This is a genomic window from Micromonospora sp. NPDC049048 (assembly GCF_043197615.1).
Taxonomy (GTDB): Bacteria; Actinomycetota; Actinomycetes; order Mycobacteriales; family Micromonosporaceae; genus Micromonospora.
In genome coordinates, this window is the sequence record NZ_JBICTM010000010.1 from 25,018 (window position 1) to 50,965 (window position 25,948).

The window sequence follows — 25,948 nt, forward strand, 5'->3', positions numbered from 1 at the left end:
TCCGTGCCCGTGGTCCCCGGCTCCGTGCCCGTGGTCCCCGGCTCCGTGCCCGTGGTCCCCGGCTCCGTGCCCGTGGTCCCCGGCTCCGTGCCCGTGGTCCCCGGCTCCGTGCCCGTCGTCCCCGTCGACGGGGAGCCGGAGCAGCCGCAGGGCCAGGTAGCTGCGGTAGTCGTACCGGCCGTCCCACTTGTCGAGCGCGACGTCGAGGAAGTCGCGCAGCAACCGGACGGCGGGTCGGGTAGGCGGGCCGGCCGCCGGGGTGGTCACCTGGGCCCGGATCTTGTCCAGCAGAGCGAGGAGTTCCCTTTCGGCGAAGTGCTTGCCGACCCGGTGGAACTCCGCCAGCACCGGGGAGTAGGGAAAATTGTCGGCATCGGCGGCACCCGAGAGCCAAATCGTCAGTTCACGCACGAACCGCACCTCGACATTCGGTCCGTGTCAACGGTCGACGGGAGATGCTTGAGGAATTGAGGGGTGGGGTGGATATTGTCTGCGGGGTCGGCATGGGAACGGTGGCCGTCACCCGTGGGCGCACTTCACGCGGGCCTGCCACAGTTCGGGAAAGAACCGGTGCCCGATGAGCTTGGCGAGCACCGTCGCCTCGGCGCCGTCGGGGGCGTGGCCGCCGACGCGCAGGGCGGCCTGGTAGTGCCGTACCCGCCACAGCGACACCCGCTCGTCCCATTCCATCATCGCCTCGGCGAGCAGGTGGACGGGGTCCGTCGGGTCCGCCCGGCGCAGCTCCGTCAGGGCTGTCCCGCGCGCGGCGAGGTGGTCGACGAACGCGCGTCCGAGCTGCCGGCTCGCGGCCTGGACCCGTTTCCAGCCGGGGGACTCGGCGCCGGAACCCTTGCCCAGCGCGGGCTGCATGGCCTCGAACGCCGTCGGGGAGAGGTGCCGGAACATCTCCAACTGGTCGGTGACCAGCCGCACCCCCAGCGTCGCCCGGGTCAGCAGCGGCTCGGCCGCCGCCGGCTCGCCGGCGCGTACCCGCTCGACCGCCTCGGTCAGCTCGGCCGCCGCGAGCTTCAGCCACAGCTCGGTGGACTGGTGCACCACCTGGAAGAGCAACTCGTCGCGGTGGATCATCTCCGCCGGCCGGCGTTGCAGGTCGAGCAGCGCGTCCGTGCGCATGTATCGCGCGTAGTCCGTGGCGCCTTCGCCAGGAAGGACGGGTGAGTGGTCCCGCTTCACGGAATTGTCCCCTTCGGTCAGCCTAGCGGCGTCGGGAACCAGCGTCCCGACGCGCGTGCGGCGGCCATTATGCAACGACCAAAGGCAATGTGTCACGCCTTCGTCGCGGGCCGTGGCCGGGCTCAGAAAAGGGAGTTTTCCGCCATTTTTTGTGATGTTTAAACGGGGTGAATTAACACAAAGATCAACATAGGTCAATAGCGATGGGCGGCGGACACGTCACACGCCGCCAGCGGGCCGCGAGGACCGTGGCGGGGGCGGGTCGGTGCGCGCCCCCCCGCCACGGAGTCATCCCCGCAGCAGCGGCAGCACCCGGCGGCCGAGCAGGTCGACGCCGCCGGCCGGGGTCAACCCGTGCGGGGTGCCGAACTCCACCCGGGTCGCCCCGGCGTCGAACACCGCCGCCGCCTGCGCCGCGACGTGCTCGGGAGTGCCGGAGAAGGCGAACAGGTCCAGCAGGTCCCCGCCGATCAGCGCGCCGGCGAGGTCGTGCTCCTGGCGGGCGACGTGCTGCTGGATGCGCGCCAGCAGCTCCGGGTCGATGTCGACGTTCGGGTCGAGGGCGGCGACCACGGCGAGGTACATGGCCACCTCCGTACGGGCCACCCGCCGGGCCAGGGCGCCGTCCTCGTCCACCACGGTCACGGCGCCGAGCACGACGCCGACGGGGTCACGGCCGGCGGGCGTGGCGTCGTCCAGCCAGGCCCGCATGGTCTTGGCCATCGCCGGGTTGGCCGACCCGCCGACCTTGACCTCCGAGGCGAACGCGGCGGCCGTCCGGGCGGTCTGCTGACCCCACGTCCCCACCAGGACGGGCACGTCGGCGCGGACCGGGGCGTAGCGCAGGGCGGTGCCGGGCGCCACGGTGAACTCCCGGCCCTGGAAGCCGCCCTCGTCGCGGGACAGCAGCAGCCGCACCACCTCGACCGTCTCGGCGATCCGCCGCAGCGGCCGGGCCTGCGGCACGCCGATCTGGTCCAGCCAGGTGCCCCGGGCCAGCCCGAGGTAGGCCCGCCCACCGGACGCCAGGTCCAGCGCCGCGACCTGCCCGGCGATCTCCACGGGATGCATGGTGAACGGGTTGAGGCAGGCCGACCCGAGCCGGATCCGCCGGGTGTGCCGCGCGGCCACCAGCAGCGGGAAGAACGGCGGCTGGTACATCAGGTCACCGAAGACCGACAGCACGTCGAAGCCGTGCCGTTCGGCGAGTTCGGCGAGTGCCGCGTACTCGTCGGCGCTCTTGTCGGACTGCAGTCCGATGCCGACGAGTCGGCGTCCGTCGTGGGTGCTCACGTCAGGTCTCCCGTCGGAATCTGTCGCCGGCCGGTCCGCTCGATGCGCATGATGACCCGCTCGTCCGGGTCCGGGCAGGCCACGTGGCTGTCCCGGGCCAGCCAGTCCTCCGGCGGCAGCGGTCGCTGTTTGGCCGGCAGCAGCGGCAGGCACGCCGCCAGGGCGTAAAGGCAGAAGTGCCTGCCCGGCGGGATGCTGAGCCGGTTCGACTCGGTCAGGTCGATGTAGTCTCCCGGCCGCAGGCCGCAGACGGAGCGACCCTCGATCCGTTCCACCACGACCCGCAGGTCGTACAGGTCGGTGACCGGTTCCTCGGCGCTCATCGCAGGGCCTCCGCGTGGTGGTGCACGATCCGCCAGCCCCGCTCGTCGCGGCGCAGCACGTCCGTCACCCGGAAGCACTCGTCCGGCTGCCCGGCCGCGTACCGGGCCCGCAGGACGTAGCGGACGAGGCCGGTGTCGCCCCACGCCTCGGTGCGGAACTGTTCGGGGGCGACCGAGGTCGGCGGGGTGGCCGTACCCCGGGCCGCCGCGCGGCGGTCGCGCAGGTCGTCCAGGGCGGCCAGACCATCGAGCAGGTCGGGCGCGTCGGACTCCCAGATCGTCAGTTCGGGGTGCAGCCGGGCGTCGAACGCCGCCCGGTCGCCCAACGACCGGTACATGTCGCTGATGGCGGCGGTGAGATCGTCAACGGTCATCGTGGCTCGCTTCCGGTGCGGGCGGACGGATGTCGGGGGTGGATCAGGAAAGCTCGGCGAGGCGGGCGCGCAGGGGATCGAGACCCATCGGACCGAGTCGCAGGGCACGGTGGTGGAACCGCTTGCGGTCGAACGCCGCGCCCTCGCGCCGTTCGGTCTCCCGGCGGGCCTGCTGCCACAGCCGCGCGCCGGCCTTGAAGGCCAACGCCTGCGCCGGCCAGCCGAGGTAGCGGTCGACCTCGAACCGGGCGGTCGCCGGATCCAGCCCGGCGACGCGGGTCAGGAAGTCCACGGCCAGCCCCGGGGTCCACCGGCGCGCGTCGGTGAAGCCGTTCCCGGCCGGGACGGGCACGTCCAGGTGCAGGCCGAGGTCGATGACCACCCGGGCGGCGCGCCACATCTGCCCGTCGAGCATGCCGAGCCGCTCGGCGGGGCCGGCGTAGAGGCCCAGCTCGTCGGCGAGGCGCTCGGCGTAGTGCGCCCAGCCCTCGGCGTACCCGTGCACCTGGCACAGCGACCGCTGCCACGGATGCAGGTCGGCGGTGGTGAGGGTGATCGCGTGCTGGAGGTGGTGCCCGGGCAGGCCCTCGTGGCAGAGCGTGCCGACGTGCCGCCACACCGGCACCGTCGCCTCGCCGGGGGGCGTCGACCACCAGATCCCGCCGGGGCGGGTCAGCCCGGCGTCGGGCGGGGTGTAGTACATGACGCCGGAGGCGGCGGGGCTGATCCGGCAGACCACCTCTCGGGTGGCGGCCGGGATGTCGAAGTGCGGGCCGTCCAGGGCGTCGGTGAGCAGCTCGGTGCGCTCCCGCAGCCACCGCTCCAGGTCGGGCCCGACCTGGACCCGGCCGGCGGGGTCGGCGTCCAGCGCGGCCCGCGCCGCCGCCACGTCCGGGTGGCCCAGCTCGGCGGCGACCGCGCGCTGTTCGGCGGCGGTGCGGGCCAGCTCCGCCCAGCCGTACGCGTACAGCTCGTCCAGGTCGACCTGCGCGCCGAGGAAGCTGCGCGCGGTCACGGCGTACAGGTCGCGGCCGACGCCGTCGACCTCGGTGGCCCGGGGCGCCAGCTCGGTGCGCAGGAACGCGGCGAACTCGGCGGTGGCGGCGCTGGCCCGTTCCGCCCCGACGGCCAGCTCGCCGGCCAGCGGACCGCCCGGGTAGCCGGCCACCAGCCGGCCGTAGAAGTCGTCGGCGGTGACCCAGGCGGTGCACTGGTCGGCGACCGCCAGCACCTGCCGGCGGGCGACCAGGTGCCCGCGCCGGGCCGACCAGCGCAGCGTCTCGGCGTACTGGCCGAGGGCCGTGGGTACCCGGCGCAGGTGCGCGGCGACGACCGCCCAGTCCCGCTCGCTGTCGCGGGGCAGGTTGTCGAAGACCTGCCGGACCAGGTGCACCGGGGTCGCCAGCGGGGCGAGCAGCCGGGTGGTGAAGCCGGCGTCGTACAGGTCGACCTCGCTGGCCAGCCGGTCGGTCAGCGCGCCCGCGAGGGCCCGCTGCGCGGTGCCGTCGGCGCTGGCGTCGGCCGCCGCCGTGGCGGTGTCGCGGGCCAGCGCCGCGCGGGCGTCGAAGCCGTCGGGGGAGAGGTCCGCGAAGTGCGAGTCGGGGGTACGGCCCGCCGCCTCGGCGGCCTGCGGGTCCAGCTCGGCGAGCGCGTCGAGGTACCGGTCGGCGACCTCGGTGATCGTCGTCATCGGGCGGTCCCGAGGCGGCCGTGGTCGTCGCGGTACGGGATGCCGCCCTTGAGCACCGTGTGCAGGGTGCGCAGCGCGGACACCGAGCGGGTGGGATCGTCGCGCAGGACCAGCAGGTCGGCCTGCTTGCCCACCTCGACGCTGCCGAGCGTGTCGGCCTGGCCCAGCCACTGCGCGGGGCGGATGGTGGCGGACCGCAGGGCGTCGGCGACGGGCATCCCGGCGTCCACCATGAACTCCAGCTCCCGCACGGTGGCGGTCGTCTCGTCGTAGCCGGCGTGCGGCGGCATGTCGCTGCCCAGCGCGATCGGCACCCCGTTGCGGATGGCGTGCTGGAGGCTCTCCCAGTGCCGGGGCCCGGCGCCCAGGGCGCGGTCCATCAGCCAGCCCGGTACGCCGGCGTCGCGGAAGAACTGCTCGCAGCGGCTGACCACGATGGTCGGCACGTACCAGACGCCGCGTGCGGCCATCAGCCGGGTCACCTCGTCGGTCAGCTCGTAGCCGTGCTCGACGCAGTCCAGCCCGAGCTCCACGGCGCGGCGCACCGACTCGGCGGGGCCGGCGTGCGCGGTGACCTTGCGGCCCCAGTCGTGGGCCACCCGGATCACCGCGGCCAGCTCGTCGTCGAGCAGCTGGGGGGTGTCGATCGACTCGAACTCGCCGGCGATCCCGCCGGAGATGCAGACCTTGATCAGGTCGGCGCCGGCGCGGATCTGCTGGCGGGTGAGGCGGCGGAACCCGTCGGCCCCGTCGGCCTCCAGGGCGTCGGCCTCCCAGCCGTGCCCGCCCGTGCAGCAGAGCGCGTGCCCGGCTGTGAAGATGCGCGGGCCGTCCACGGCGCCACGGTCGATCCCTTTGCGCAGGGCGAAGTCGGCGTACCGGCTCTCGCCGACGAGCCGGACGGTGGTGACACCGGAGTGCAGGGTCCGGCGCGCCGAGTCGGCCATCAGCAGCACCAGCTCGGCGAGGTTCGACCGGTGCACCTCGTCGCCGAAGTGGCCGGGCAGGCCGAGCGAGAGGTGCACGTGCATGTTGGTCAGGCCGGGCATGACGTGCTCGCCGTGCAGGTCGACCACGCGGGCGTCGCCGGCCTCGGCGAGGACGTCGTCGACCGGCCCGACCGCGCGGATCGTGCCGTCGGCGCCGATCCAGACGCCCTGGTCGCGCTGGAGGTCGTCCCGGACGCCGTCGTACAGCGCGAAATTGACCAGAACCTGTTCGGTGGGGATGCGCATTGCGGTGTCCTCTACGCGGCGGGCACGGTGGTCGGCGCCACCGTGGGGTCGTTGAGCCAGCAGGCGGCGCTGCGGCCGCCGATCTCGAGCGTGGGCGGCTGTTGGCCGCACGGGGCGAAGGCGTGCGGGCAACGCGGCCGGAACCGGCATCCGGTCGGCGCGTGCGCCGGGTCGGGCACCTCCCCGGCGAGGGTCCTGGGCAGCTGCGGGTGCGCCGAGATCTGCGGCACCGCGTCGATCAGCGCCCGGCTGTACGGGTGCCGGGGCGCGCGCCACAGCTCGCGGGTGGGGGCGGTCTCGACGATCCGGCCCAGGTACATCACCGCCGTGACGTCGGCGATCTCGTGCACCAGGGACAGGTCGTGCGAGATGAACAGCATGCCCATGTCCAGGTCCCGGACGAGCCCGACGAGCAGGTTGACCACCTGCGCCTGGGACGAGGCGTCCAGCGCGGTGACCGGCTCGTCCGCGATGATCATCCGGGGTTCCGGCGCGAGCGCCCGCGCGATGGCGAGCCGCTGCCGCTGCCCGCCGGAGAACTGGTGCGGGTACCGCTCCGCCGTGCCGGCCGGCATGCCGACCCGGTCCAGCAGGTCGGTGACCCGCGCCCGGCGGGCGGCGCCGGTCACCGTCGCCGGCACCCCGTCGAGGAGTTGGGCGCCGATGGTGCGCCGGGGGTTCAGCGACGCGTACGGATTCTGGAAGACCATCTGGAGCCCGACCTCGGGCACCGGCCGGCGGCGCCAGCCCAACGGGGTGACCGGCTGGCCGGCGAACCGGATCGTCCCGGCGCTCGGCGCGGCCAGCCCGACCGCAACCCGGGCCAGCGACGACTTGCCGCAGCCGGACTCGCCGACCAGGCCGACGATCTGGCCGGGCGCCACCCCCAGGCTCACCCCGGCCACGGCCCGCACCGGCCCCCGGCCGCGCGCCCTGTACTCCACCTCGACGTCGCTGATCTCGAGCAGGTCGCCCGAGCCGACCGGCTCGCTCATACCGCCACCTCCAGGTGCGGACGGACCACGCAGGCCACCGACCGGTCGTCGCCGGCGGGGGAGAGCGGGGGCGGCGCGGTGCCGCAGGACGGCTCGGCGTACGCGCAGCGGGGCTGGAACGGACATCCGGGCGGCGCCTGCCCGGGCGCCGGCGGCCCGCCCGGGATGGGCCGCAGCGTGCCGACGGACTGGGTGCCGTGCGGGCGGGCGCCGAGCAGCGCCGCCGTGTACGGGTGCCGCGGCGCGGTGAGCAGCGCCCCGGTGGGGCCGGTCTCCACCACCCGCCCGGCGTAGAAGACGTACCCGCGGGTGGTGAGTGCGCTGAGCACCCCGAGGTCGTGGGTGATGAACGCGACGGCGAGCCCGGTCTCGGCGCGTAGCTGGTCCAGCAGCGCCAGGATGCCGGCCTGCACCGTCACGTCGAGCGCGGTGGTCGGCTCGTCGGCGATCAGCAGCCGGGGCCGGGCGGCGAGGGCGATCGCGATGGCCGCCCGCTGCCGCATGCCGCCGGAGAACTGGTGCGGGTACGCCCGCACCGCCCGCTGCGGGTCCGGGATGCGGACCTGTTCGAGCAGCTCCACGGCCCGGCGGTCGGCCGCCCGTCGGTCCAGGCCCAGGTGCACCTGCATGTGTTCGGTGAGCTGCCGACCGATCGTGAGCATCGGGTGCAGCGCGGCGGTGGGGTCCTGGAAGACCATCGCGATGCCGGCGCCGCGCACCTTCTGCCAGCGCTTCGTGTCCAGGCCGAGCAGCTCGGTGCCGGCGAAGCGGGCCGACCCGGTGACCTTGGCGCCGGTGGGCAGCAGGCCGAGCAGGGTCTGCGCGGTGAGGCTCTTGCCGCACCCGCTCTCCCCGGCGATGCCCACCATCTCGCCCTCGTCGACGGTGAACGACACGTCGTGCAGGATCGGCAGCGGCCCCGTGGGGCCGGGCAGGGTGACGGCCAGGGAGTCGACCTCGAGCAGGGGTGCCATCTCTCAACGTCCCTTCGCGTAGCGGGGGTCGATCCGGTCGCGCAGCGCGTCGCCGAGCACGTTGAAGGCCATCACCACGGTGAGGATGGCCAGGCCGGGGAAGACGCTGACCCACCACATGGAGAGGTCCTGCGAGCCCAGCGCCACCATCGAGCCCCACTCGGCGGCCGGCGGGCGGGGGCCGAGGCCGAGGAAGGAGAGCGCGGAGAGCAGCAGCACGGCGTTGCCGAGTTCCAGGGTGGCCAGCACGATCGCCGGACCCACGCTGTTGGGCAGGACGTCGCGGCGCAGCGCGCGGACCGGCCCGACGCCGAGCAGCCGGGCGGCGCTGAGGTAGTCCTCGCCGCGCATGGTCAGCACGGCGCTGCGGATGACCCGGGCGTAGACCGGCCAGGAGACGATGACCAGCGCGAGGACGGCGTTACGGGTGCTGGGCCCGAACGCGGCCGTCACCGCCATCGCCAGGATGATCTGCGGGAACGCGAAGACCAGGTCCGTCAGGCGCATCAGCGCCTCGTCGACGAACCGGCCCACGTACCCGGCGAGCAGGCCGAGCAGGCCGCCGATCAGCAGGGCGAGCGAGACGATGGCGAGCGCGAGGGGGATCGACAGGCGGGAGCCGTGGATCACCCGGCTGAACACGTCGCGCCCCAGGGAGTCGGTGCCGAACCAGTGCGCGCCCGACGGCGGCGCGTACGCGTCGGGGCTCTGCGCGAGCGGGTCGTACGGCGCGACGAGCGGGGCGAGCAGCGCCACCAGCAGCCATCCGCCGAGGATGACCAGGGCCGCCAGGGCGATCGGCTGCCGCCAGATGGGCCGCCCGGTCCGGCGCCCGCGCAGCCGGCCCAGGAGGCGACGCCGGGCCAGCGCGTTCGTCGCCTTCGGGTCGGGCGCCACGGGGTCGGGTGCGAGTGTGGTCATGACAGGCGGATCCTCGGGTCGATGAGGCCGTACAGCAGGTCGACGGTGAGGTTGACCAGCGTGTAGACCAGCGCCACGAAGAGGCTGACGCCGAGGATCGCGGGCAGGTCCAGCGCCGTCGCGCTGCGGTAGGCGTACTGGCCGAGGCCCGGCCAGCCGAAGATGTTCTCCACCAGCACCGTGCCGGAGAGCAGCGAGGCGAACGCCAGCCCGGAGACGGTGATCACCGGGACCAGCCCGGCCCGCAGCAGGTGCCGGCGGAACACGACCCGGGCGGGCAGGCCCTTGGCGTACGCGGCGCGGATGTAGTCCTGCTGGAGCACCTCCAGCATGGAGGAGCGCACGAAGCGGACCAGCATCGCCACGGTCAGGCTGGTCAGCACGAGCACCGGCAGGACCAGGTGCTGGGCGGCGTCCCAGGCGACATCCCACTGGCCGGCCAGGGCGGCGTCGACGGTGTACATGCCGGTGACCGTCGGCGGTGGGCTGAACGCGGTCGACAGGCGGCCGCCGCTGGGCGCGAGGCCGAGCTGGTAGAAGAAGACGTAGAGCACGACGAGCGACAGCCAGAACGGCGGGGTGGACAGGCCGAGCAGCGCCCCGACGCGGACCAGCTGGTCGGTGATCCGGCCGTTGCGCACGGCGGCGAGCATGCCGATCCCGGTGCCGATCAGCAGCGCCAGCACCATGGTGGGGATGGCCAGCTCCATGGTCGCCGGCACGTACCGCAGCAGGTCGTCGGCCACGGTGCGGCCGGTCTGCTGGGAGATGCCCAGGTCGCCCTGGAACAGGTTGCCCAGGTACTGCAGGTACTGCACGTACAGCGGCTGGTCCAGGCCCCACTTCTCGCGGAACGCCGCGACCGTCGCGGGGTCGTTGAGCGCCTGGTCGGAGAGGTTGGCCGTGACCGGGTCCCCGGGCACCACCGTGACCAGGCCGAACGTCACGATCGTCACGCCCAGCAGCAGGCCGGCGGTGATGGCCACCCGCTTGAGCAGGAAGACCAGCAGTGCCCGGTGCGGCCGAGGCCGGGACACGGTCGTGGTGACCGCGCCCGGCTCGGCGTCGTCGACTGTCGTCGTCATGGAGCGACTACCCCCGGCCGACCGCGGCGAGGTCGACCTGCCAACCGGCGGCGGTGTAGTCCGTGCCGGTCAGATCGCCGCTCGCCACGACGACGGAGGAGTTGCTGGCGAGGACCACGTACGGCGAGGCGACGTTCATCAACCGCTGCCACTCCTGCATGGCGGTGGCCCGGGCGGCCAGGTCGAGGGTCTCGGTGACCTTCTTGCCGGCGGCCACGATGGCCGGGTCGGCCCGCTCCACGGTCCAGCCCGAGCGCAGCGCGGTGGCCTGGCCGGGCGACATGTTGTTGATCAGCGAGTCGGCGACCGGGTAGTTCAGGCTCTGCGGGGTGAACCCGAGGGCCATCTTGCCCGTCCGCATCTCGTCGAGGAAGGTCGTCAGCGGCTGCGGGGTCAGCTCCAGCTTGATGCCGGCCTCGGCGGCGTCGCCCTGCACCTTCGTCGCGACCGTGCCCAGGTCGACCCCCTTGTAGGTGATGGCCGGGTAGTTGAACTTGACCGTCGGGTTGGTCAGCCCCGCCTCGGTGAGCAACGCCTTGGCCTTCGCCACGTCACGCTTGGACTGCTCCTCGGCGGGCAGCGCGCCCGGGAAGGCCGGGGCGACCAGTCCGGCGCCGGGGGCGGCGCCCTGGCCGTACAGCGCGGCGAGGCCCTCGTAGTCCAGCGACGCGCGCAGCGCCTGGTTGAACTTCGCGTTGGAGGTCACCGGGGAGACGGCCGGGTCGGCGTTGAGGAAGAGGAAGTAGACGGTGTCCTGCACGCCGGAGGTCTTCAGGCTGTCGGGCAGCCCCTCCAGCAGCTTGCCGGAGATGTCCAGCGCGATCTCGGAGCCGCTGGTGCGCTGCATGGTCAGCTTCTGGGTCTGCACGTCCATGTTGCGCAGCACGACGCGGTCGAACTCGGGCTTGGAGCCCCAGTAGTTGGGGTTGGCCTCCAGCACCACCTGCGCCGACGGGTCGTACGACTTCAGCACGTACGGGCCGCTGCCGATGGAGTTCGTGTCGAGGTACTGCTGTGCGGTGTCGCTCTTCGCGGCGTCCTCGGCGTCGGTCGCGCCGTGCTCCTTGGCGACCTTGGAGTTCACCACGCCGGTGGAGGGCATCGCGAGCACCACGGGGATGTTCGGGTCGGCGGTCGCCGAGGTGACCACGACGGTCCGCTCGTCGGTCTTGTCGAACGTGAGCCCGCTGACCATGACGGCCGGGCTGGCCTTGACGTTCTTCAGCCGGTTGAGGGAGAAGACCACGTCGTCGGCGGTCAGCGCGCTGCCGTCGGAGAACTTCACGCCCTCGCGCAGCTTGAAGGTGAAGGTCTTGGCGTCGGGGGACGCCTCGTACGACTCGGCCAGCGCCGGGACCGGCTTGCTGACGTCCGAGCCCTCGAAGGTCAGCAGGGTGTCGTAGAGCGAGTGCACGGCGGTGAGGCCGGTCGCCTCGTAGATCCGGCCGGGGTCGAGGGTCTTGAGGACGAACGAGGTGTTGACGGTGAGGGTCTTGGACGCACCACCGTCGCCGCTTCCTCCGCTGCCGCCCGCGCTGCACGCGGCGCTGGAGGCTGTGACCAGCGCCGCCAGAGCGATCGCTCCGACGCGGAGCCGGCGAGGGGACACCGACATGCTGTTCCTACCTTCGTGTGGGCCAGCCCGCGTGGGACGGGCTCTGGGGACTGTCGGGCCCGGCGGCGCCGGTGACGCCGGGGTCGGACCGCTGGTGCCGGCCGTGTGGCGGCTTCGCGGGTCTTCGCCGTTGGGCCGTCATGGGGTTGGATGTATCCGGACGGGAGCTCCCGTCCGATTCGTGCCTCGACGCGGCTTGTCTAGTAGTGCCAAACACGGTCGCCTTGTGTTTGACCATGCTAGACAGCCGCGTATAGTCACGTCAAACATTTATAGCCCGACTGTTGTGGAACGAGGAAAGATCCATGCTCGGTGACCAGCTCCGCGACCTGCGCCAGCAGCACTCCCTCACGCTGCGCCAGCTCGCGGCCGCGGCCGACGTCTCACCCGCCCTGCTCAGCCAGATCGAGAACGGCGCCACGGACCCGAGCCTGGCCACCCTGCGTAAGCTCGCCCGGGTCTTCGACACCTCCATCGCCGCGCTCTTCTCCGAGCCGGACGCCCCGCCGGTGCACATCAGCCGGCCCGGCTCGCGCTCCCGGCTCGCCGCGCCGCCGGGGCAGATCGCCTACGACCGGCTCACGCCCGGACGCGGCGACCTGGAAGTGCTCGAAGCCCTGCTGGCGCCGGGCGACGCCAGCTCCACCGAGCCGTGGGCGCACCCGTCGACGGAGTGCGCGATCGCCGTCACCGGCGCCGTCGTGGCCGAGATCGGCGGCGAGAAGTACGAGCTGAGGACCGGCGAGGCGATCACCTTCGACTCCCGGCTGCCCCACCTCTACCGCAACGCCAGCGACGAGCCGGCCCGGCTCATCATCGCGGTCACCCCGCCGACCCCCTGACCTGCCCGGACCGTCACCCGGCCCACACCTGACCCCACCCGGAGCGTCACCCCGGCCCGCGTCGTGCACGCGGGCGGTACGACGCCGCCCGTCGAAAGGACCCGCAGTGGACCGCGACAGCGTCGACTGGTTCGGCTACCTGCCGGCCGTCACCACCCCGTTCACCGCCACGGGCGAGCTCGACCTCGCCGCCTGGCGGGTCCAACTGGACTGGCTCGCCGCCGAGCGGCTGCACGGGGTGATCGTCGGCGGCACCACGGGGGAGTGGTTCAGCCTGACCGAACAGGAACGCGCCGCGCTGTTCCGGGCGGCCGCCGAGCGGGTCGGCGACCGGCTCACCGTGCTCGGCGGCTGCAACGCGTACACGCCCGCGGAGGCGATCCGGCACGCCGAGGCCGCCCGCGACGCCGGCCTGCACGGCATCCTGCTCACCCCGCCGCCGTACGTGGTGCCCACCCGGGCGGAGGTCGTGGCCTTCTACCGGGCCGTGGCCGAGGCGGTCGACATCCCGCTCTGCGTCTACAACTGGCCCCGCGGCACCGGCGTCGACCTGGACGCCGACCTGCTGCTGGAGCTGAGCGCCCTGGACACCGTGGTGGCGGTCAAGAACTCGACGCCGGACTTCGGCGGCTTCGTCCGGAGCCTGGTGGCCCTGCGGCACCGGGTGCGCTACTTCGGCATCCCCACCAACGAGGTGGGCATCGAGCTGATGACCACGATCGGCGGCGACGGGCTGATGGGGGCCGGCGCCGTGCTCGGCGCCGACCACCCCGACTTCTTCCGCGCGCTGCGGGCAGGGGACCTCGACCGGGCGCGGGCCCTCGGCGCCCGGGACCGGGTGATCATGCAGGAGTGGTTCGGGCCGGACTACGGCGCCCGGTTCGGCAACGCGCAGGCGATCATGAAGTACGCGCTCAACCTGCGCGGCGTGCCGGCCGGTCACGTGCGCGCGCCGTTGCTCCCGCTCACCCCGGCCGAACAGGACCGCGTCCGGGCCACCATGACCCAGCTCGACCTGCTCCCATGACCACCTACGACACGGCGGTCATCGGTGGCGGCCTGCTCGGCTGCGCGACCGCCTGGCACCTGGCCCGCGCCGGCAACCGGGTGCTGCTCGTCGAGAAGGACCAGGTCAACCGGCACGCCTCCGGGCAGAACGCCGGCAGCCTGCACTTCCAGCTGGAGTTCCGGATGGTCGAGCACGGCGACGCCGCCGCCCGCGCCGCGGCCCGCGCGCTCCCGCTGCACCTGGACGCCATGCGGGCCTGGGCCACGCTCGAGGACGAGCTCGGTGAGCGGTGCGGAGTGTCGCGTACCGGCGGGCTGATGCTCGCCGAGACCCCGGCGGAGATCGCCGTGCTGGACCGCAAGGCCGCCCTGGAACGCGGGTACGGCCTCGACGTCGCCGTGCTCTCCGGCGCGGAGCTGCGCCGCTTCGCGCCGTACCTGGCGGACACCGTGCTCGCCGCCGGTCATGTCCCCGGCGAGGGCAAGGCCAACCCTAGGCTGGTCACCCCGGCGCTGGCCCGGGCCGCCGGCCGGCACGGCGTGGTCCTGCGAACCGGCTGCCGGGTCACCGGGCTGCACCGGCGCGGCCGGCACTGGGAACTGCGTACCGCCGACGGGCCGGGGGACGGCGCCGGCCAGACCCACCTGGCCGAGACCGTGGTGCTGGCCGCCGGGGTCTGGACCGGCGAGCTGGCCGCGATGGCCGACGTCCGGCTGCCGGTCTTCCCGGTCGGGCTGACGATGAGCGCCACCGTCCGCAGCCGGCCGATCCTGCCGCACCTGATCCAGCACGTCGGCCGGCGGCTGTCGATGAAGCAGACCGAGGACGGCAACGTGCTCATCGGCGGCGGATGGCCGGCCAAGCTGGTCAGCCGGGCCGGGCAGGTCGACCTGGAGAGCAACCCGGAGCTGCGCTACGAGTCGCTGGTCGGCAACGCCGACGCCGCCCGGGTGGTGCCGGCGGTGTCCGACCTGCCCGTGATCCGCACCTGGACGGGGATGACCACGCTCACCCCGGACCACCTGCCGCTGCTCGGCGCGGTCCCGCGCCGACCGGGCCTGTACGTCGCCACCGGCGGCTCGGCCTTCACCCTCGGCCTCACCTACGCCCGGCTGCTCGCCGCCATGGTCGTCTCCGGCGGGACCGACCGGTCGATCGAGGACTACTCACCCGCCCGCTTCGGAGCGCTGAACGTTGTCTGAACAGCGTCCGCCCGAGCCCGCGCAGCCGCCGAGGCGTACGGCGATGGAGCGGCCCGCGCCGGTCACCATCGAGGTGGACGGGTGCCCGGTGCCCGCCCATCCGGGCGAGTCGCTGGCCACCGCGCTGCTCGCCGCGGGGCAGCGGGCCGTCGGCACCACGCGCGGCGGCGCCCGCCGCGGGCCCTACTGCAACATGGGGATCTGCTTCGAGTGCGTCGTCACGGTCGACGACGTGCCCTGCCAGCGCTCCTGCCTGCTGCGGGTCCGCGCCGGCATGCGGGTCCGCACGGCGGTACCCCGGTGAGCGCGCCCGACGTGGTGGTGGTCGGAGCCGGCCCGGCCGGGCTGGCCGCCGCCACCACGCTCGGCCGGCACGGTGCCACCGTCACGGTCGTCGACGAGCAGGAGCAGCCGGGCGGGCAGATCTACCGCCGCCCGCCGGCCGGGTTCACCCCGCCGGCCGCACCGGCCGCCGCCGGCCGGGCGCTGCTGGCCGAGGCCACCGCCGCCCCCGGCGTACGGTGGCTCGCCGACACCACCGTGTGGGGCGTCCTCGGCACCCGGGCCGGCCTCGACGGGTACGCCGGGGAGCAGCCCCCGCCGGGCCGCCACCGGGTCGCCACGCACGGCCCGCCCGGGGTCCGCCTGCTCGAACCCCGGACGGTGCTGCTCACCGCCGGCGCGTACGACCTGCCGGTGCCGTTCCCCGGCTGGACCCTGCCGGGAGTGCTCACGGCGGGCGGTGTGCAGACGTTCGTCAAGGCACAGGGCCTGCTGCCGGGCGGCCGGTTCGTGCTGGCCGGGGGACACCCGCTGCTGCTGGTGGTGGCCGCCCAGCTCGTACGCGCGGGTGCCCGGGTGGTCGAGGTCGCGCTGATCCAGCGCCGCCGCGACCTGCTGCCCGGTCCGGCCGGGCTGGCCGCCGTGGCGGGTGCGGGCGGCAAGATCGCCGAGGGCGTCGGCGCGCTGCGCGTCCTGCGCCGGGCGGGGGTGCCGGTCCGGTTCGGCACGGTCGTCCGCCGCGCCGACGGCGACCCGGACCTGAGCACGGTGACCCTCGCCGAGGTCGGCCCCACCGGGCGGCCGGCGCCCGGGACCGACCGGGAGGTGCCCTGCGACGTACTGGCCCTGGGCTACGGCTTCGTTCCCTCCGTCGAGCTGGCCCGGCAGGCCGGCTGCGCGGTGAACTGGGATCCGCCCGCGGGCGGCTGGGTGGTCCGGCACGACGGGTGGCTGCGTACCTCGGTGCCCCGGATCGCGGTGGCCGGCGAGCTGACCGGCGTCGCGGGCGCCGAGCAGGCGGCGGCCGAGGGCCGGCTGGCCGCCCTCGGCGTGCTGCGCGACCTCGGGCTGCTCGACGAGCGGCGGGCCGCCACGCTGGCCGGCCCGGTCCGCCGGGAGCTGCGCCGTCGGCGCCGCTTCGTCGCCGGGGTGCTCGACCGGTTCGCCCCGGACCGGGCGGTCCTGGGCAGCCTGGTCACCGACGACACCGTGCTCTGCCGCTGCGAGGAGGTCCGCGCCGGTGACGTGCGCCGCGCGCTGCGGGCCAATCCGCACCTGGGCACCGCCAACGCGGTGAAGCTGGTGACCCGCGCCGGGATGGGCCTGTGCCAGGGCCGGTCCTGCCAGCCGGGCCTCTGCCAGCTCATCTCCACGCTCACCGGCCGGACGCCGGAGGAGGTCGGGGCGTTCACCGCGCAGGCGCCGGTCAAGCCCGTCCCGCTGCGCGCCCTCGCGGCGGGCGACGGCCTGTCCGGCACCGACTGACCCGCCGCCCACGGGCCCGGCCGCCTGTCCGGCACCGACGTGACCCGCCGCTCACGGGCCCGGCCGCCCGGGTGCGCCGACCGCGCGCCCACCCGGAGCTGCCGGCATCCACGAAAGTCAATCGCTTGATCGGTGGGGCGGGACGGACCGCCCGGCCGGAGGTGCTCGCGGATCATCCGATTTCTCCGCCGGGGACGCCCCACGGGACCACGTCGACGCCCGCGTCTGCGTAGCTTGCCCAGCACACCCACCTCGCCGAGAGGGGCCGCCATGGCGGACACTCCGGACCCACGCGGCGTACCGCGCCGACGGCTGCTGCGCGCCGGTGCCGTCCTCGCCGCCTCCGTGCCGCCGCTGGTGCTGGCGGGCCCACCCGGCGCGTCGGCCGCCGTGCCCCAGTACGACCCGCAGCAACGGTTCATCCGCCTGGTCGGCGGCGGGTACGGCGTCATCTTCGCGATCCAGGCCGACGGCGCGCTGTACTGGTACCGGCACACGGGCTGGCAGACCGGCGCGTTCAGGTGGGCGGGCGGTTCGGGCCGCCGGATCGGCTCCGGCTGGCACCAGTTCCGGGCGGTCTTCGGTGGCCTCGACGGCTCGCTCTACGCCGTACGCGGCGATGGCACCGTCCACCACTACCGCTACCGGCTGACCAACTCGACGACGGGCGCCGGCACCTGGATCAGCGGCGGGCAGATCGGCGCCGGATTCGACCGCTATCCCCGGCTGTGCGGGTTCCACGGCGCGTTCTACGGCCAGAACGCCGCGGGCGAGCTGTTCCTGCACCAGTACGACCAGGTCGGCAAAGCGTGGACGGTGCAGGGGGCGCGGATCGGCGGCGGCTTCGTCGGCGCGGTGCTACAGGCGGACACCTCCGGGGTCCTCTACGCCTACCACTACGGCGACCTCCGCTGGCACCGGCACCTCGGCGGTGGCACGTGGGCGTCGGGTTCGGGACTGCGAATCGGCTCCGGGTTCCGCAACTTCTTCCTCAACGACGGCGTGTGGTTCACCGGCCAGGGATCGCTGTACGCGGTCCCGCCGAACGCCGCCACCACCCGCCAGACCGGCGCGCTCATGCAGTACCGGCTGACGAACCACACCACCGCCGGCCCCGCCGGGCGGGCCGCCTGGATGCACAGCGGCACCGGGAAGAAGGTCGGTTCCGGCTGGACGGTGCAGACCCAGGCCGCGTTGCAGGGCTACGCCAACACGCCGAGCGTGGCGCAGGGCGAGGTGGCGCGGATCGCGGTGTCGACGGGGTTCCCCTCGCTCACCGCCTCGATCGTGCGGTTGGCGCCCAACCCGGGCGAACCCGTGGTCGTCTCGCAACCCCTGCCCGTGGCCGGCGGGGTGCAGCCACTGCCGGTCGGGTTCCTCGGGGTGGGTTGCGGCTGGGCGGACCGCCTGCGGTTCCCGGTGCCCGCCGACTGGCAGCCCGGCCTCTACGCCGCCCGGCTGGAGGGCCCCAACGGGCTGCACCGTCACGTGCCGTTCCTCGTACGGCCGACCCGCCCCACCAACCAGATCGCGGTGCTGCTGCCCACCTTCACCTACAACGCCTACAACAGCTGGGGCGGGCACAGCCAGTACTGCCCGGACACGACCGGCCGGCGTCCCCTCTCCGTCCGCAGGCCCTCGACGGAGCTGAACGTCGACGACCCCGGGATCCGGGACCACACCCTCTTCTCGGATCTCCTGCTGACCCGTTGGATGTCCCAGCAGGGGCTCGCCTTCGACGTCTACGAGGACGCCGACCTGCACGGCTCCAACGGCTGGCTCACCAGCTACCGGGTGCTCGTGCTGGGCAGTCACCCCGAGTACTGGTCCGACACCATGCGCCAGCGACTGGTCAACTTCCAGGCCGGCGGCGGTCGGCTGATCTACCCGGGCGGCAACGGCATGTACGAGCGGGTTCAGGTCAACGCCGGCCGTACGGTGGTGACCTACCGTCGTCCGGACGGCAGGCGGGACATCTACACGGAGCTGGGCCTGCCCGCCTCGCAGCTGCTCGGCACCAACTACGTCGACGCGGGCACGTACGCGCCGTACCGGGTGCTGCGGGATCATCCGCTGCTGGCCGGCACCGGCCTGGTGACCGGCAGCAGGTTCGGTCGTACGGGCTACAACGGCGCCGCCAGCGGCTGGGAGACCGACGGGCTGCGCGGGCTGGCCGGCGAGGCGTCCGCGTCACAGATCATCGCCCGGGGGGAGAACCCCGGGGGCCACGGCGCGACGATGGTCTTCCTGGAACGGCCCAACGGCGCCCTGGTCTTCAGCGCGTCCTCGATCTCGTTCGTGGGCGCCCTGGCGAGCGACACCGCGATGTCGACGCTGTTCCGGAACGTCTTCGACCGGATGCTGGCGTCGGCTCCGGCGGTCCGGGCCACCGAGGTCCCGATGCCGCGTACCACCCCCGCCCCGGCGATCCCGGAGCCGTCCACGATGGAGTAGCGCCGACCCGGCCCGGCGGATCCGGGGCCGGTGTCCCCGGGCGGCGGCGGAGACGACGTCGTCGGGATGGTTGCCGAGGTCCCGGTCGAGGACGGCGCGCGCCGTCGGTCAGAGCGTGGCCGCGGCCATGTGACGCCGGCGCCGGGCCAGCATCAGGGCGCCGCCCGCGGCGGAGCCGAGCAGGACGCCGCCTGCCGCCAGTGCCCCCGTCCCGCCGTAGCGGCCGTCGGCCGGGGTGACGGTGAACGTGACGCTGCCGACCGCGCCGCCGTCGCCGCAGGTCGCGGCCACCGTGTAGGTGCCGGGGGCGAAGCCGGCGGTGGGGAGTTCGGCGCTCTGCCCGCCGCCGGCCGCCGCCGTGGTGGCGCGCACGCTCCGGTCGCGGTCGGGGCCGGTGACACGGAAGCTCGCCTCGCCGGATGCCGGGTCGCAGGTCGTCGCGGTGAGCACGACGGTCCCGCCGGCCGGCGTGGTGGTCGGCGACGCGACGGTCCCGCCGCCCGGCGTGACGGTCGGCGACGCGGCCGTGTCGGCCAGCGCCGAACCGGGGAGCAGGAGCGTGCCCACGCCGAGCGCCGCCGAGACGAGAGCTGCCTCCGCCTTCATGCGCGTCTTCCCTCCCTTCTCGTCCGCTGACTGCTTCGGGACGTCGTTCGGGCGGCCAACGTGCGCGACTGGCACCGGTGTGACCAACCCTAGGAGGGTCGGGACCCCGATCCGGTGAGAATGAGGACTCTTCGCCGCCGTCCCGTGTCCACCGCCGAGACGGAGGCGCAGCGGAGCTGCCGGCTCGGCCCGCCTCGCGGGCGGGCCGAGCCGACGTCGTCGGGGCCGTGCCGGCGCGGCCCGTCTGCGGGGATCAGCCCTGCGCGGTCGCGCTCTCCGGGCGCGGCTCGGGCAGCGGCTCCCCGGTCTCCAGCAGCGACTTGAGGCTGGCCAGCAGCTCCGGCCAGCCGCCGCTGCCGTCGAGCTGGCCGCTGACCGCCCGGTACATCTCGCTGCCCGGGGAGAAGTCGTCATGGGTGACGGTCAACCGGACGAACCCGCCGTAGGGGGCGATGTCGAAGGTGACCCGGGACCTGCGCTCGCCGAGCCGGGCCGCCAACTCCTCCTCGGACCAGCCGAAGTGGGCGGCGTGCTCCGGCTGGAAGCCGTGCCAGCTGTAGGAGAGTCGGCGGTACGGCTCGGCGACCAGGACGCGCTGGCCGAGGTCGCGGAACTCGCCACCCGGCTCGTCCTGCCACAGCACGGGGGAGCCGACCCGCCAGTCGGAGCGCAGCGTGACGCCGCCCCAGTAGCGGCGGGTGAACGCCGGCTCGATCAGCGCGGCCCAGAGCTTGTCCGGGGTGGTGTTGACGTAGGTGGTGTAGACGAAGGTGGGACTGTCCATCGGCTCCCGCTCCAGTGCTCTCTGCAGGTCGGCGAGTGCGCGCACCCGCTCGCGGTCGTAGCGGTCGATCCACCGTTCGGCGATGGCGTTGATCGGCGCGGGATTGAGGTGGTGCAGCTTCTCCCGGCCGCGCCGTACGGTGGTCACCAGGTTGGCGGCCTCCAGCACCGCGAGGTGCTTGCTGACCGACTGCCGGGTCATGTCGAGCCCGGCGCACAGCTCGCGCAGGCTCTGCCCGTTGCGCAGGTTGAGGTCGTCGAGGAGTCGGCGCCGACTCGCGTCGGCCAGCGCCCGGAACACGTCGTCCACCCTGGTCACCTCGCACACGCAGCCGTCCGGCTGCCTTTCGCAGCATAGGCAACCGAACGGTTGCATGTCCAGCGTCCGCCTGGTCGGTGCGTCGGACGCTCAGGCGCGTCCGTCGGGGGCGGTCACCCAGCCGGCGAGCAGCACCAGCCCCGACGGGCGGTGCACGGCGAGGAAGCCGAACGGACGGTCGACGTCGAGGCGTACCCGCCGCTTGCGGACGGTGACCGGGCGCGGCGCCGAGCCCGCCCGCATGGCGATGGCGGTCACCACGGCGGCGCGGAAGCCCGTCGCGCCGAACGTCGCCGTCACGCTCTGCCGGGCCTGCGAGACGGCCAGGAACCGCGCGATGCCGGGAAAGTGGTCGCCGTCCCCGGCGGCGGTGGCGAGACCGAACAGCTCGGCCCGCGCCAGCAGGTCGTGGTCGGCGGAGACGGTGAAGCCCACGGTGGTGACGAGCAGTTCGGGGCGGTCGTCGGCCGCGTCCACGACCTGCTCGTCGACGCCAGGGCCGGCGGCGACCGGCAGCCCGCCCGGTGCGTCGAGCGCGCCGACGGCGGCCGGGAGCACCTCGGCCGCGCCCCGCTGCGGCGCGCCGAGGGCGAGCACCACGTCGACGTCCTCGGCGCCGCGTACGGTCAGCAGGCTCAGCGGGCCGGCGGCGGTGTCGGCGACCCGCAACGCGTCGAGGTCGTGACCGAGCCGGCTCAGCCCGGCCAGCCGGCGCCCGCGCCACGGCCCGGCGGTCGGCTGGCACCACGCGTCACGAAACGGCGCGGCCCATGCGGTCCGCAGCGACAGCGCGCTGGCCAGCACCATCGCGGTCGCCGGGGTGACCGGCACCGGCAACCGCGGGACCAGACCGTCGGTGTGCGTCGCGGCCCACCCGTCGAGGGCGGCCCGGTCGCGCGCCGGATCGCCGGTCAGCTCCCCGCGCATGGCCGCCGGCACCTCCCGCCGCCACCGGTCGGCCAGTGGCAGGTCCCGCCGCGCCCAGGCGGCGAGCGCGAGCCGGGTGGTGGGGGAGCGGTCCAGGTCGAAGCCCGCCGGGTCCGGCGCGACCGCCAGCAACTCGTCCCGGGCCGGGCCGGCGGCGTAGCGGGCGAGCAGCGCCAGCAACGGGTGGACACCCGCGCCGGAGAGGACCGTCTGGCCGCCGTCCAGGCCGGACGCCCAGCGGGCGGTGAGCGCGTTGGCGGCGACGGTGCTCATGGGTCGGGGCTCCTCCGGGGCGACGTGACCGTCGCCCGGGGGCGACCGCTGGCACCCTACCGCCGCCGGTCACCCGAGGGATGCCCGCCGCCGGAGGCCGGGTCGGTCGGTGGCCGGGCGGCGCGGAGGGTGTGGCAGCGTAGGCGGGGTGAACACCTCCGCACCGCTGCACGTCGACCTGGCGCTGGTCGGTGGCGGCGGCGCCGCGTCGCTGCTCCTCGCGGCCCTGGACCGGCACGGCGTGCGCGGCCTGCGGGTCGCCGTCATCGACCCGGTACACCGGCGTGGCCAGGACCGGACCTGGGCGTTCTGGGACCGCCCCGGCAGCGATCTCGACCCGCTGCTGGCCGCGAGCTGGTCCCAGGTCGAGGTGGCCACGACCGCCGGTCGCCGCGTCCTCGACCTCGCCCCCCTGCGGTACGCCATGCTGCGCTCCGGCCCGGTGTACGACCGGGCCGCCGAGGCCGAACGACGGCTCGCGGTACGGCGGATCGTCGCACCCGTCGACGCCCTGCACGACGACGGCGGGCACGTCACGGTACGCACCGGGGGCGCCGCGCCGGCCGTCCACGCGTCCTGGGTGCTGGACTCCCGTCCGCGTCCGCCCCGGCGACCCGGGCGCACCAACTGGTTGCAGCACTTCCGGGGCTGGTGGCTGGAGGCCGACGCACCGGTCTTCGACCCCGCCCGGGCCGTCCTGATGGACTTCCGGACCCCGCAGCCCGCCCGGGGCGTGTCGTTCGGCTACGTCCTGCCCGTGAACGACCGGTACGCCCTGGTGGAGTACACGGAGTTCGGTCCCGGCCTGCTCACCGACGCCGGGTACGACGCGGCGCTGGGCGGCTACCGGGACCTGCTCGGTCTCGACCCGACCCGGCTGCGGGTCCGGGAGGTGGAGAACGGCGTGATCCCGATGACGGACGGCCCGTTCGAGGCCCGGCCGTCGCCCCGGGTGGTCCGCCTCGGCACGGCCGGCGGCGCCACCCGGCCCTCCACCGGCTTCACCTTCTCCGCCATGCACCGCCAGGCCGAGCAGATCGCCCGCGCCCTCGCCGCCGGTCGCCCACCGGTGCCCGGCCCCGCGTACCCCCGTCGCCACCGCTGGATGGACGCGGTCGCGCTGCGGGCGCTGGACGCCGGCGGGGTCGGCGGACCGGACTTCTTCGACCGGCTCTTCGCGCGCAACCCCGCCGAGCGGGTGCTGCGGTTCCTCGACGGCACCACCAGCCCGGCGGAGGAGGTGGCGCTGATGGGTACCACCCGGCTGCCGCCGATGGTCGCCGCGACGGCCGGCGACGTCGCGGCCCGGCTCCGCGACCGCCTCGACCCGGCCCGGCGATCGGCGACGTGGACGGTCCCGCGACCGGTCGTCGGCGGCCGGGCCGAGGCCGACGGCTGACCCGCCTCCGCGCCGACGGCTGACCCGCCTCCGCCGGTGGACGGGCGGCGGCGATTCGGTAGGTTGCCGACATGGTGGACGAGACGGCCGGCAGGGTCGTGCAGATCTGGACCGACGGCGCGTGCAGCGGCAACCCCGGCCCCGGCGGGTGGGGCGCCGTGCTGCGCTACGGCGCGCACGAGCGGGAGCTGTGCGGCGGCGAGGCGACCCCGACCACCAACAACCGGATGGAGCTGATGGCGGCCATCCAGGCCCTGGAGAGCCTGACCCGGTCCGTCACCGTCGAGCTGCACACCGACAGCACGTACGTGCGCAACGGCATCACCAGCTGGCTGGCCTCGTGGAAGCGCAACGGTTGGCGGACGGCCGCGAAGCAGCCGGTCAAGAACGCCGACCTCTGGCAGCGGCTGGAGGCCGCGTGCGCGCGGCACGAGGTCACCTGGCTGTGGGTGAAGGGGCACAACGGCCACCCGGAGAACGAGCGCGCCGACGCGCTGGCCGGTCGGGGCATGACCGAGGCCCGCACGTCGGCCGTGCCCGCCGGCCGCTGACCGCTCCGGCGGGCCGACGCCTCAGGTCACTCGGTGCGGTTCGGGTCGGTGGCGCCGGAGACGGCGTCCACGTCGTAACCGGCGCGGCTGACCTCCCGGGCCGACCGTCGCTCCTCGGCCGGCAGGTCGGCGAAGTCGTCGCCGGTGTCGTCGGTGCTGTGCAGGGATTCACCCGGCGGTCGCAGCGACGCCTGCATGGCGGTGGCGCCGTCCGGCTCGTCGGTGGCTGCCCGGTCGGAACGGTTCTGTTCGGTCATGCCGCCCTCCTGCCCCCGTGGCCTGCCCGCAAACGTGTGTCGCGGTGCTCAGCGTGCCGCGTCCGGGTGGCCCGGCATGCCGGACCCGCCGCCGGACCCGCCCGACGCGCCGCCCACCACGCCGGACCCGTCGTCCTCGGTGACCAGGTCGGGCTTCTCCGTGGTGTCGTCCGGCGCCGGGACGTCGGTGTCCGCCTCGACCTGGACCAGCCGGGCCTGACCCGCCTCGTCCTCGGCGTGCGCCGGGTCGACCGGCAGCTCACCGTCACGCGCCCGATACCCCACACTCGCCTCCCCGTGCCGGCCGATGCCGCTCCGGCCCCGGCTACCCGCCGCCCCGCGCCCGAAACCCCGCCCGGCGGCGCAGCGGGGTGAGCGACAGCGGTGACCAGTGCCCGGGGCGGGTCCGGCCGGGCGGCAGGGCGGTGCGCCCGTCGCCGCGGGCCGCGTCGAGCTGCGCCTGGTGCAGGAACAGGCTGGCGGACAGGTCCGCCCCGCGCAGGTCGGCCCCGCGCAGGTCGGCGCCGGTGAGGTCGGCCAGGCCGAGTTCGACGCCGCGCAGGTCGGCGCCGATCAGCAGCGCCCCGCGCAGGTTCGCCCGGCGCAGGTCGGCCCGGCGCAGGTCGACGCCGAGCAGGTGCGCGCCCCGCCGGTCCACGCCGGGCCGGCCGCCCCGGGAACGGGCCGCGTCCCCGGCGCGCGACAGCAGCGGGTTGACCCGCCCCCGGTACGCGTCCACGTCGAGCGCCCGCAGCGTCTCGGCGGGCTCCCGGGTCAGCCGCTGCGTCTCGTCGTACGCGACGGACAACTCGTCGCGCAGCGGCTGCGCCGGCCGGGTCGCGAGCGCCTCGGTCAGGTACCAGAGCAGCTCGTGCAGCGGCCGCATCACCGCGAACGTGTCGAACATGAGCGCCGCGGTCTGAGGCGCGTCGCGCCAGTCCCGCCCGCCGAAAGTGACCTGGGCCACCCGCTGACCGGCGCCGAAGCAGTCGAAGACCGTACAGCCGGGGAAACCCCGGTCGCGCAGGTCGGCGTGGATGCCGCAGCGGGAGTCGGCCCCCAGGTTCGGGCAGGGCCGGCCGGCGGGCTTGTCGATGGCGAAGTCGGCCGACGCGGAGAAGGCCGGCGCGACGCAGCAGAGCCCGAAGCACCGGGCGCAGTCGGCGCGCAGGCCGTCCGCGGGCGGGGCCGCCCCGGGGGTTTCCGACACGCTGACCGTTCTCCTGCCGATCGGGGCGCTCCGCCGGCGGGCTCGCGGGCGGAGACTCCATTGTCCCGCCCCGGCGCCGACCACCCGGGTGCGGGGTGCGGCCGGGGCAGCGGCACGTGCACCGCAGGCCGCCCGCCCGGATGCGCGCCCCGGCACGGCAGGGTGGGCGGGGCCAGGTGCTCCGCCGTCATCGCCGTACCGACCGCCAGTCGTGCGAATCGAGCGCGTTGGCCTGCGGACCCATCGTCAGCATCCCGCCGTCGACCGGCCACGAGGCGCCGGTGACGTACGCGGCGGCGGGCGAGGCGAGCAGCGCCACCACGGCGGCCACCTCCCGCGCGTCGCCCGGCCGGCCCACCGGCACCCCGGGCCGGTCCCGCGTGAACGGGTCGACGTTCTCCTGGCCGGTCATCGGAGTGGCGATCTCGCCCGGGGCGACCGCGTTGACGGTGATCCCGTCCGCCGCCAACTCCTGCGCCATCACCTTGGTCAGCAGGCCGAGCCCGCCCTTCGCCGCGCAGTACGCGGCCGAGCCGACGCGGGGCGCGTGCTCGTGCACGCTGGTGATGTTGACGATCCGACTCCCGTCCCTACGGGGGGTTGTCCGCGCCGGTGCGCTCTGTCATCCTCCAGCATGGACGCTGCCAGTG

At 74.6% G+C, this 25,948-nt stretch carries 25 protein-coding genes and 2 pseudogenes; 8 read left to right on the plus strand and 19 right to left on the minus strand.

Features of this window, described 5'->3' with window-relative positions; all coding sequences use genetic code 11:
* The 12 genes and pseudogenes from ACGFIG_RS26860 to ACGFIG_RS26915 form a co-directional block, all read right to left on the minus strand.
* Positions 1-411 (minus strand): annotated as a pseudogene (locus ACGFIG_RS26860) (hypothetical protein); the annotation flags it as partial.
* Positions 412-519: 108 nt separating this feature from the next.
* A complete protein-coding gene (locus ACGFIG_RS26865; RefSeq protein WP_393007477.1) occupies positions 520-1,194 on the minus strand; it encodes a tryptophan 2,3-dioxygenase family protein in 675 nt (224 codons plus the stop codon).
* 288 nt (positions 1,195-1,482) lie between these two features.
* The gene (locus ACGFIG_RS26870; protein ID WP_393007479.1) at positions 1,483-2,487 is read right to left on the minus strand and encodes an LLM class flavin-dependent oxidoreductase; all 1,005 of its coding nucleotides are present in this window, start codon (positions 2,485-2,487) and stop codon (positions 1,483-1,485) included.
* Positions 2,484-2,810 carry a TIGR04076 family protein gene (locus tag ACGFIG_RS26875; protein ID WP_393007481.1) on the minus strand — a complete coding sequence of 109 codons (327 nt, stop codon included), beginning with the start codon at positions 2,808-2,810 and terminating at the stop codon, positions 2,484-2,486. Before ACGFIG_RS26875 ends, ACGFIG_RS26870 begins: the two co-directional genes overlap by 4 nt.
* Positions 2,807-3,184, minus strand: coding sequence for a nuclear transport factor 2 family protein (locus tag ACGFIG_RS26880; protein ID WP_393007483.1), 378 nt, complete (start codon positions 3,182-3,184; stop codon positions 2,807-2,809). Before ACGFIG_RS26880 ends, ACGFIG_RS26875 begins: the two co-directional genes overlap by 4 nt.
* Positions 3,185-3,227: 43 nt before the next feature.
* Positions 3,228-4,874 (minus strand): DUF885 domain-containing protein, encoded by a 1,647-nt coding sequence (locus ACGFIG_RS26885; RefSeq protein ID WP_393007485.1) that lies wholly within the window; start codon positions 4,872-4,874, stop codon positions 3,228-3,230.
* Positions 4,871-6,109: an amidohydrolase family protein gene (locus ACGFIG_RS26890; protein WP_393007487.1), complete on the minus strand. Its 1,239-nt coding sequence runs from the start codon at positions 6,107-6,109 to the stop codon at positions 4,871-4,873. Before ACGFIG_RS26890 ends, ACGFIG_RS26885 begins: the two co-directional genes overlap by 4 nt.
* Positions 6,110-6,120: 11 nt before the next feature.
* Entirely contained in the window at positions 6,121-7,104 is a 984-nt protein-coding gene (locus tag ACGFIG_RS26895) for an ABC transporter ATP-binding protein (RefSeq protein ID WP_393007489.1), read from the minus strand.
* On the minus strand, positions 7,101-8,078 hold the full coding sequence (locus tag ACGFIG_RS26900) for an ABC transporter ATP-binding protein (protein WP_393007490.1): 978 nt from the start codon (positions 8,076-8,078) through the stop codon (positions 7,101-7,103). Before ACGFIG_RS26900 ends, ACGFIG_RS26895 begins: the two co-directional genes overlap by 4 nt.
* A gap of 3 nt (positions 8,079-8,081) precedes the next feature.
* Positions 8,082-8,999 carry an ABC transporter permease gene (locus ACGFIG_RS26905; protein ID WP_393007492.1) on the minus strand — a complete coding sequence of 306 codons (918 nt, stop codon included), beginning with the start codon at positions 8,997-8,999 and terminating at the stop codon, positions 8,082-8,084.
* Complete coding sequence (locus ACGFIG_RS26910) at positions 8,996-10,084, minus strand: ABC transporter permease (protein WP_393007494.1); 1,089 nt, start codon at positions 10,082-10,084, stop codon at positions 8,996-8,998. Before ACGFIG_RS26910 ends, ACGFIG_RS26905 begins: the two co-directional genes overlap by 4 nt.
* Positions 10,085-10,091: 7 nt before the next feature.
* A complete protein-coding gene (locus ACGFIG_RS26915) occupies positions 10,092-11,699 on the minus strand; it encodes an ABC transporter substrate-binding protein (RefSeq protein WP_393007496.1) in 1,608 nt (535 codons plus the stop codon).
* 305 nt (positions 11,700-12,004) lie between these two features.
* Here ACGFIG_RS26915 and ACGFIG_RS26920 point away from each other — a divergent pair, with 305 nt between their 5' ends.
* From ACGFIG_RS26920 to ACGFIG_RS26945, 6 genes are all read left to right on the plus strand, one after another.
* Complete coding sequence (locus ACGFIG_RS26920; RefSeq protein WP_393007498.1) at positions 12,005-12,541, plus strand: helix-turn-helix domain-containing protein; 537 nt, start codon at positions 12,005-12,007, stop codon at positions 12,539-12,541.
* A gap of 106 nt (positions 12,542-12,647) precedes the next feature.
* Positions 12,648-13,568, plus strand: coding sequence for a dihydrodipicolinate synthase family protein (locus ACGFIG_RS26925; protein WP_393007500.1), 921 nt, complete (start codon positions 12,648-12,650; stop codon positions 13,566-13,568).
* Positions 13,565-14,752 carry an NAD(P)/FAD-dependent oxidoreductase gene (locus ACGFIG_RS26930; protein WP_393007502.1) on the plus strand — a complete coding sequence of 396 codons (1,188 nt, stop codon included), beginning with the start codon at positions 13,565-13,567 and terminating at the stop codon, positions 14,750-14,752. The genes ACGFIG_RS26925 and ACGFIG_RS26930 overlap by 4 nt, the downstream gene beginning before the upstream one ends.
* Complete coding sequence (locus ACGFIG_RS26935) at positions 14,745-15,056, plus strand: (2Fe-2S)-binding protein (protein WP_393007504.1); 312 nt, start codon at positions 14,745-14,747, stop codon at positions 15,054-15,056. Before ACGFIG_RS26930 ends, ACGFIG_RS26935 begins: the two co-directional genes overlap by 8 nt.
* Positions 15,053-16,519 (plus strand): NAD(P)/FAD-dependent oxidoreductase, encoded by a 1,467-nt coding sequence (locus tag ACGFIG_RS26940; RefSeq protein WP_393007506.1) that lies wholly within the window; start codon positions 15,053-15,055, stop codon positions 16,517-16,519. The genes ACGFIG_RS26935 and ACGFIG_RS26940 overlap by 4 nt, the downstream gene beginning before the upstream one ends.
* 270 nt (positions 16,520-16,789) lie before the next feature.
* On the plus strand, positions 16,790-18,973 hold the full coding sequence (locus ACGFIG_RS26945) for a N,N-dimethylformamidase beta subunit family domain-containing protein (protein ID WP_393007508.1): 2,184 nt from the start codon (positions 16,790-16,792) through the stop codon (positions 18,971-18,973).
* 108 nt (positions 18,974-19,081) lie between these two features.
* Here the strand turns inward: ACGFIG_RS26945 and ACGFIG_RS26950 are convergent, their stop codons facing one another.
* From ACGFIG_RS26950 to ACGFIG_RS26960, 3 genes are all read right to left on the minus strand, one after another.
* Entirely contained in the window at positions 19,082-19,579 is a 498-nt protein-coding gene (locus tag ACGFIG_RS26950; protein WP_393007510.1) for a hypothetical protein, read from the minus strand.
* 253 nt (positions 19,580-19,832) lie between these two features.
* Entirely contained in the window at positions 19,833-20,672 is an 840-nt protein-coding gene (locus ACGFIG_RS26955; RefSeq protein ID WP_393007512.1) for an ArsR/SmtB family transcription factor, read from the minus strand.
* A 99-nt stretch (positions 20,673-20,771) separates the two neighbouring features.
* Positions 20,772-21,881 (minus strand): hypothetical protein, encoded by a 1,110-nt coding sequence (locus ACGFIG_RS26960; RefSeq protein WP_393007514.1) that lies wholly within the window; start codon positions 21,879-21,881, stop codon positions 20,772-20,774.
* Between the two features lie 148 nt (positions 21,882-22,029).
* Here ACGFIG_RS26960 and ACGFIG_RS26965 point away from each other — a divergent pair, with 148 nt between their 5' ends.
* Together ACGFIG_RS26965 and rnhA are read left to right on the plus strand one after the other, a co-directional pair.
* Positions 22,030-23,280, plus strand: coding sequence for a lycopene cyclase family protein (locus ACGFIG_RS26965; RefSeq protein WP_393007516.1), 1,251 nt, complete (start codon positions 22,030-22,032; stop codon positions 23,278-23,280).
* A gap of 71 nt (positions 23,281-23,351) precedes the next feature.
* A complete protein-coding gene (gene rnhA, locus ACGFIG_RS26970; protein ID WP_393007518.1) occupies positions 23,352-23,831 on the plus strand; it encodes a ribonuclease HI in 480 nt (159 codons plus the stop codon).
* 26 nt (positions 23,832-23,857) lie between these two features.
* Here rnhA and ACGFIG_RS26975 read toward each other — a convergent pair whose 3' ends face one another.
* From ACGFIG_RS26975 to ACGFIG_RS26990, 4 genes and pseudogenes are all read right to left on the minus strand, one after another.
* Positions 23,858-24,088 (minus strand): hypothetical protein, encoded by a 231-nt coding sequence (locus ACGFIG_RS26975; RefSeq protein ID WP_393007519.1) that lies wholly within the window; start codon positions 24,086-24,088, stop codon positions 23,858-23,860.
* Positions 24,089-24,136: 48 nt separating this feature from the next.
* The gene (locus ACGFIG_RS26980) at positions 24,137-24,373 is read right to left on the minus strand and encodes a preprotein translocase YidC (RefSeq protein ID WP_393007521.1); all 237 of its coding nucleotides are present in this window, start codon (positions 24,371-24,373) and stop codon (positions 24,137-24,139) included.
* Positions 24,374-24,413: 40 nt separating this feature from the next.
* Complete coding sequence (locus ACGFIG_RS26985) at positions 24,414-25,298, minus strand: pentapeptide repeat-containing protein (RefSeq protein WP_393007523.1); 885 nt, start codon at positions 25,296-25,298, stop codon at positions 24,414-24,416.
* 187 nt (positions 25,299-25,485) lie between these two features.
* A pseudogene (locus tag ACGFIG_RS26990) lies at positions 25,486-25,881 on the minus strand (SDR family oxidoreductase); the annotation flags it as partial.
* Between the last annotated feature and the right edge of the window lie 67 nt (positions 25,882-25,948).

Excerpts from the sequence above, each read along its gene's own strand:
- ACGFIG_RS26875 (WP_393007481.1), bottom strand. The coding sequence starts at position 2,810 with ATGAGCGCCGAGGAACCGGTCACCGACCTGTACGACCTGCGGGTCGTG.
- ACGFIG_RS26880 (WP_393007483.1), bottom strand. The coding sequence starts at position 3,184 with ATGACCGTTGACGATCTCACCGCCGCCATCAGCGACATGTACCGGTCG.
- ACGFIG_RS26885 (WP_393007485.1), bottom strand. The coding sequence starts at position 4,874 with ATGACGACGATCACCGAGGTCGCCGACCGGTACCTCGACGCGCTCGCC.
- ACGFIG_RS26890 (WP_393007487.1), bottom strand. The coding sequence starts at position 6,109 with ATGCGCATCCCCACCGAACAGGTTCTGGTCAATTTCGCGCTGTACGAC.
- ACGFIG_RS26895 (WP_393007489.1), bottom strand. The coding sequence starts at position 7,104 with ATGAGCGAGCCGGTCGGCTCGGGCGACCTGCTCGAGATCAGCGACGTC.
- ACGFIG_RS26900 (WP_393007490.1), bottom strand. The coding sequence starts at position 8,078 with ATGGCACCCCTGCTCGAGGTCGACTCCCTGGCCGTCACCCTGCCCGGC.
- ACGFIG_RS26905 (WP_393007492.1), bottom strand. The coding sequence starts at position 8,999 with ATGACCACACTCGCACCCGACCCCGTGGCGCCCGACCCGAAGGCGACG.
- ACGFIG_RS26910 (WP_393007494.1), bottom strand. The coding sequence starts at position 10,084 with ATGACGACGACAGTCGACGACGCCGAGCCGGGCGCGGTCACCACGACC.
- ACGFIG_RS26915 (WP_393007496.1), bottom strand. The coding sequence starts at position 11,699 with ATGTCGGTGTCCCCTCGCCGGCTCCGCGTCGGAGCGATCGCTCTGGCG.
- ACGFIG_RS26920 (WP_393007498.1), top strand. The coding sequence starts at position 12,005 with ATGCTCGGTGACCAGCTCCGCGACCTGCGCCAGCAGCACTCCCTCACG.
- ACGFIG_RS26930 (WP_393007502.1), top strand. The coding sequence starts at position 13,565 with ATGACCACCTACGACACGGCGGTCATCGGTGGCGGCCTGCTCGGCTGC.
- ACGFIG_RS26945 (WP_393007508.1), top strand. The coding sequence starts at position 16,790 with ATGGCGGACACTCCGGACCCACGCGGCGTACCGCGCCGACGGCTGCTG.
- ACGFIG_RS26950 (WP_393007510.1), bottom strand. The coding sequence starts at position 19,579 with ATGAAGGCGGAGGCAGCTCTCGTCTCGGCGGCGCTCGGCGTGGGCACG.
- ACGFIG_RS26960 (WP_393007514.1), bottom strand. The coding sequence starts at position 21,881 with ATGAGCACCGTCGCCGCCAACGCGCTCACCGCCCGCTGGGCGTCCGGC.
- rnhA (WP_393007518.1), top strand. The coding sequence starts at position 23,352 with ATGGTGGACGAGACGGCCGGCAGGGTCGTGCAGATCTGGACCGACGGC.
- ACGFIG_RS26975 (WP_393007519.1), bottom strand. The coding sequence starts at position 24,088 with ATGACCGAACAGAACCGTTCCGACCGGGCAGCCACCGACGAGCCGGAC.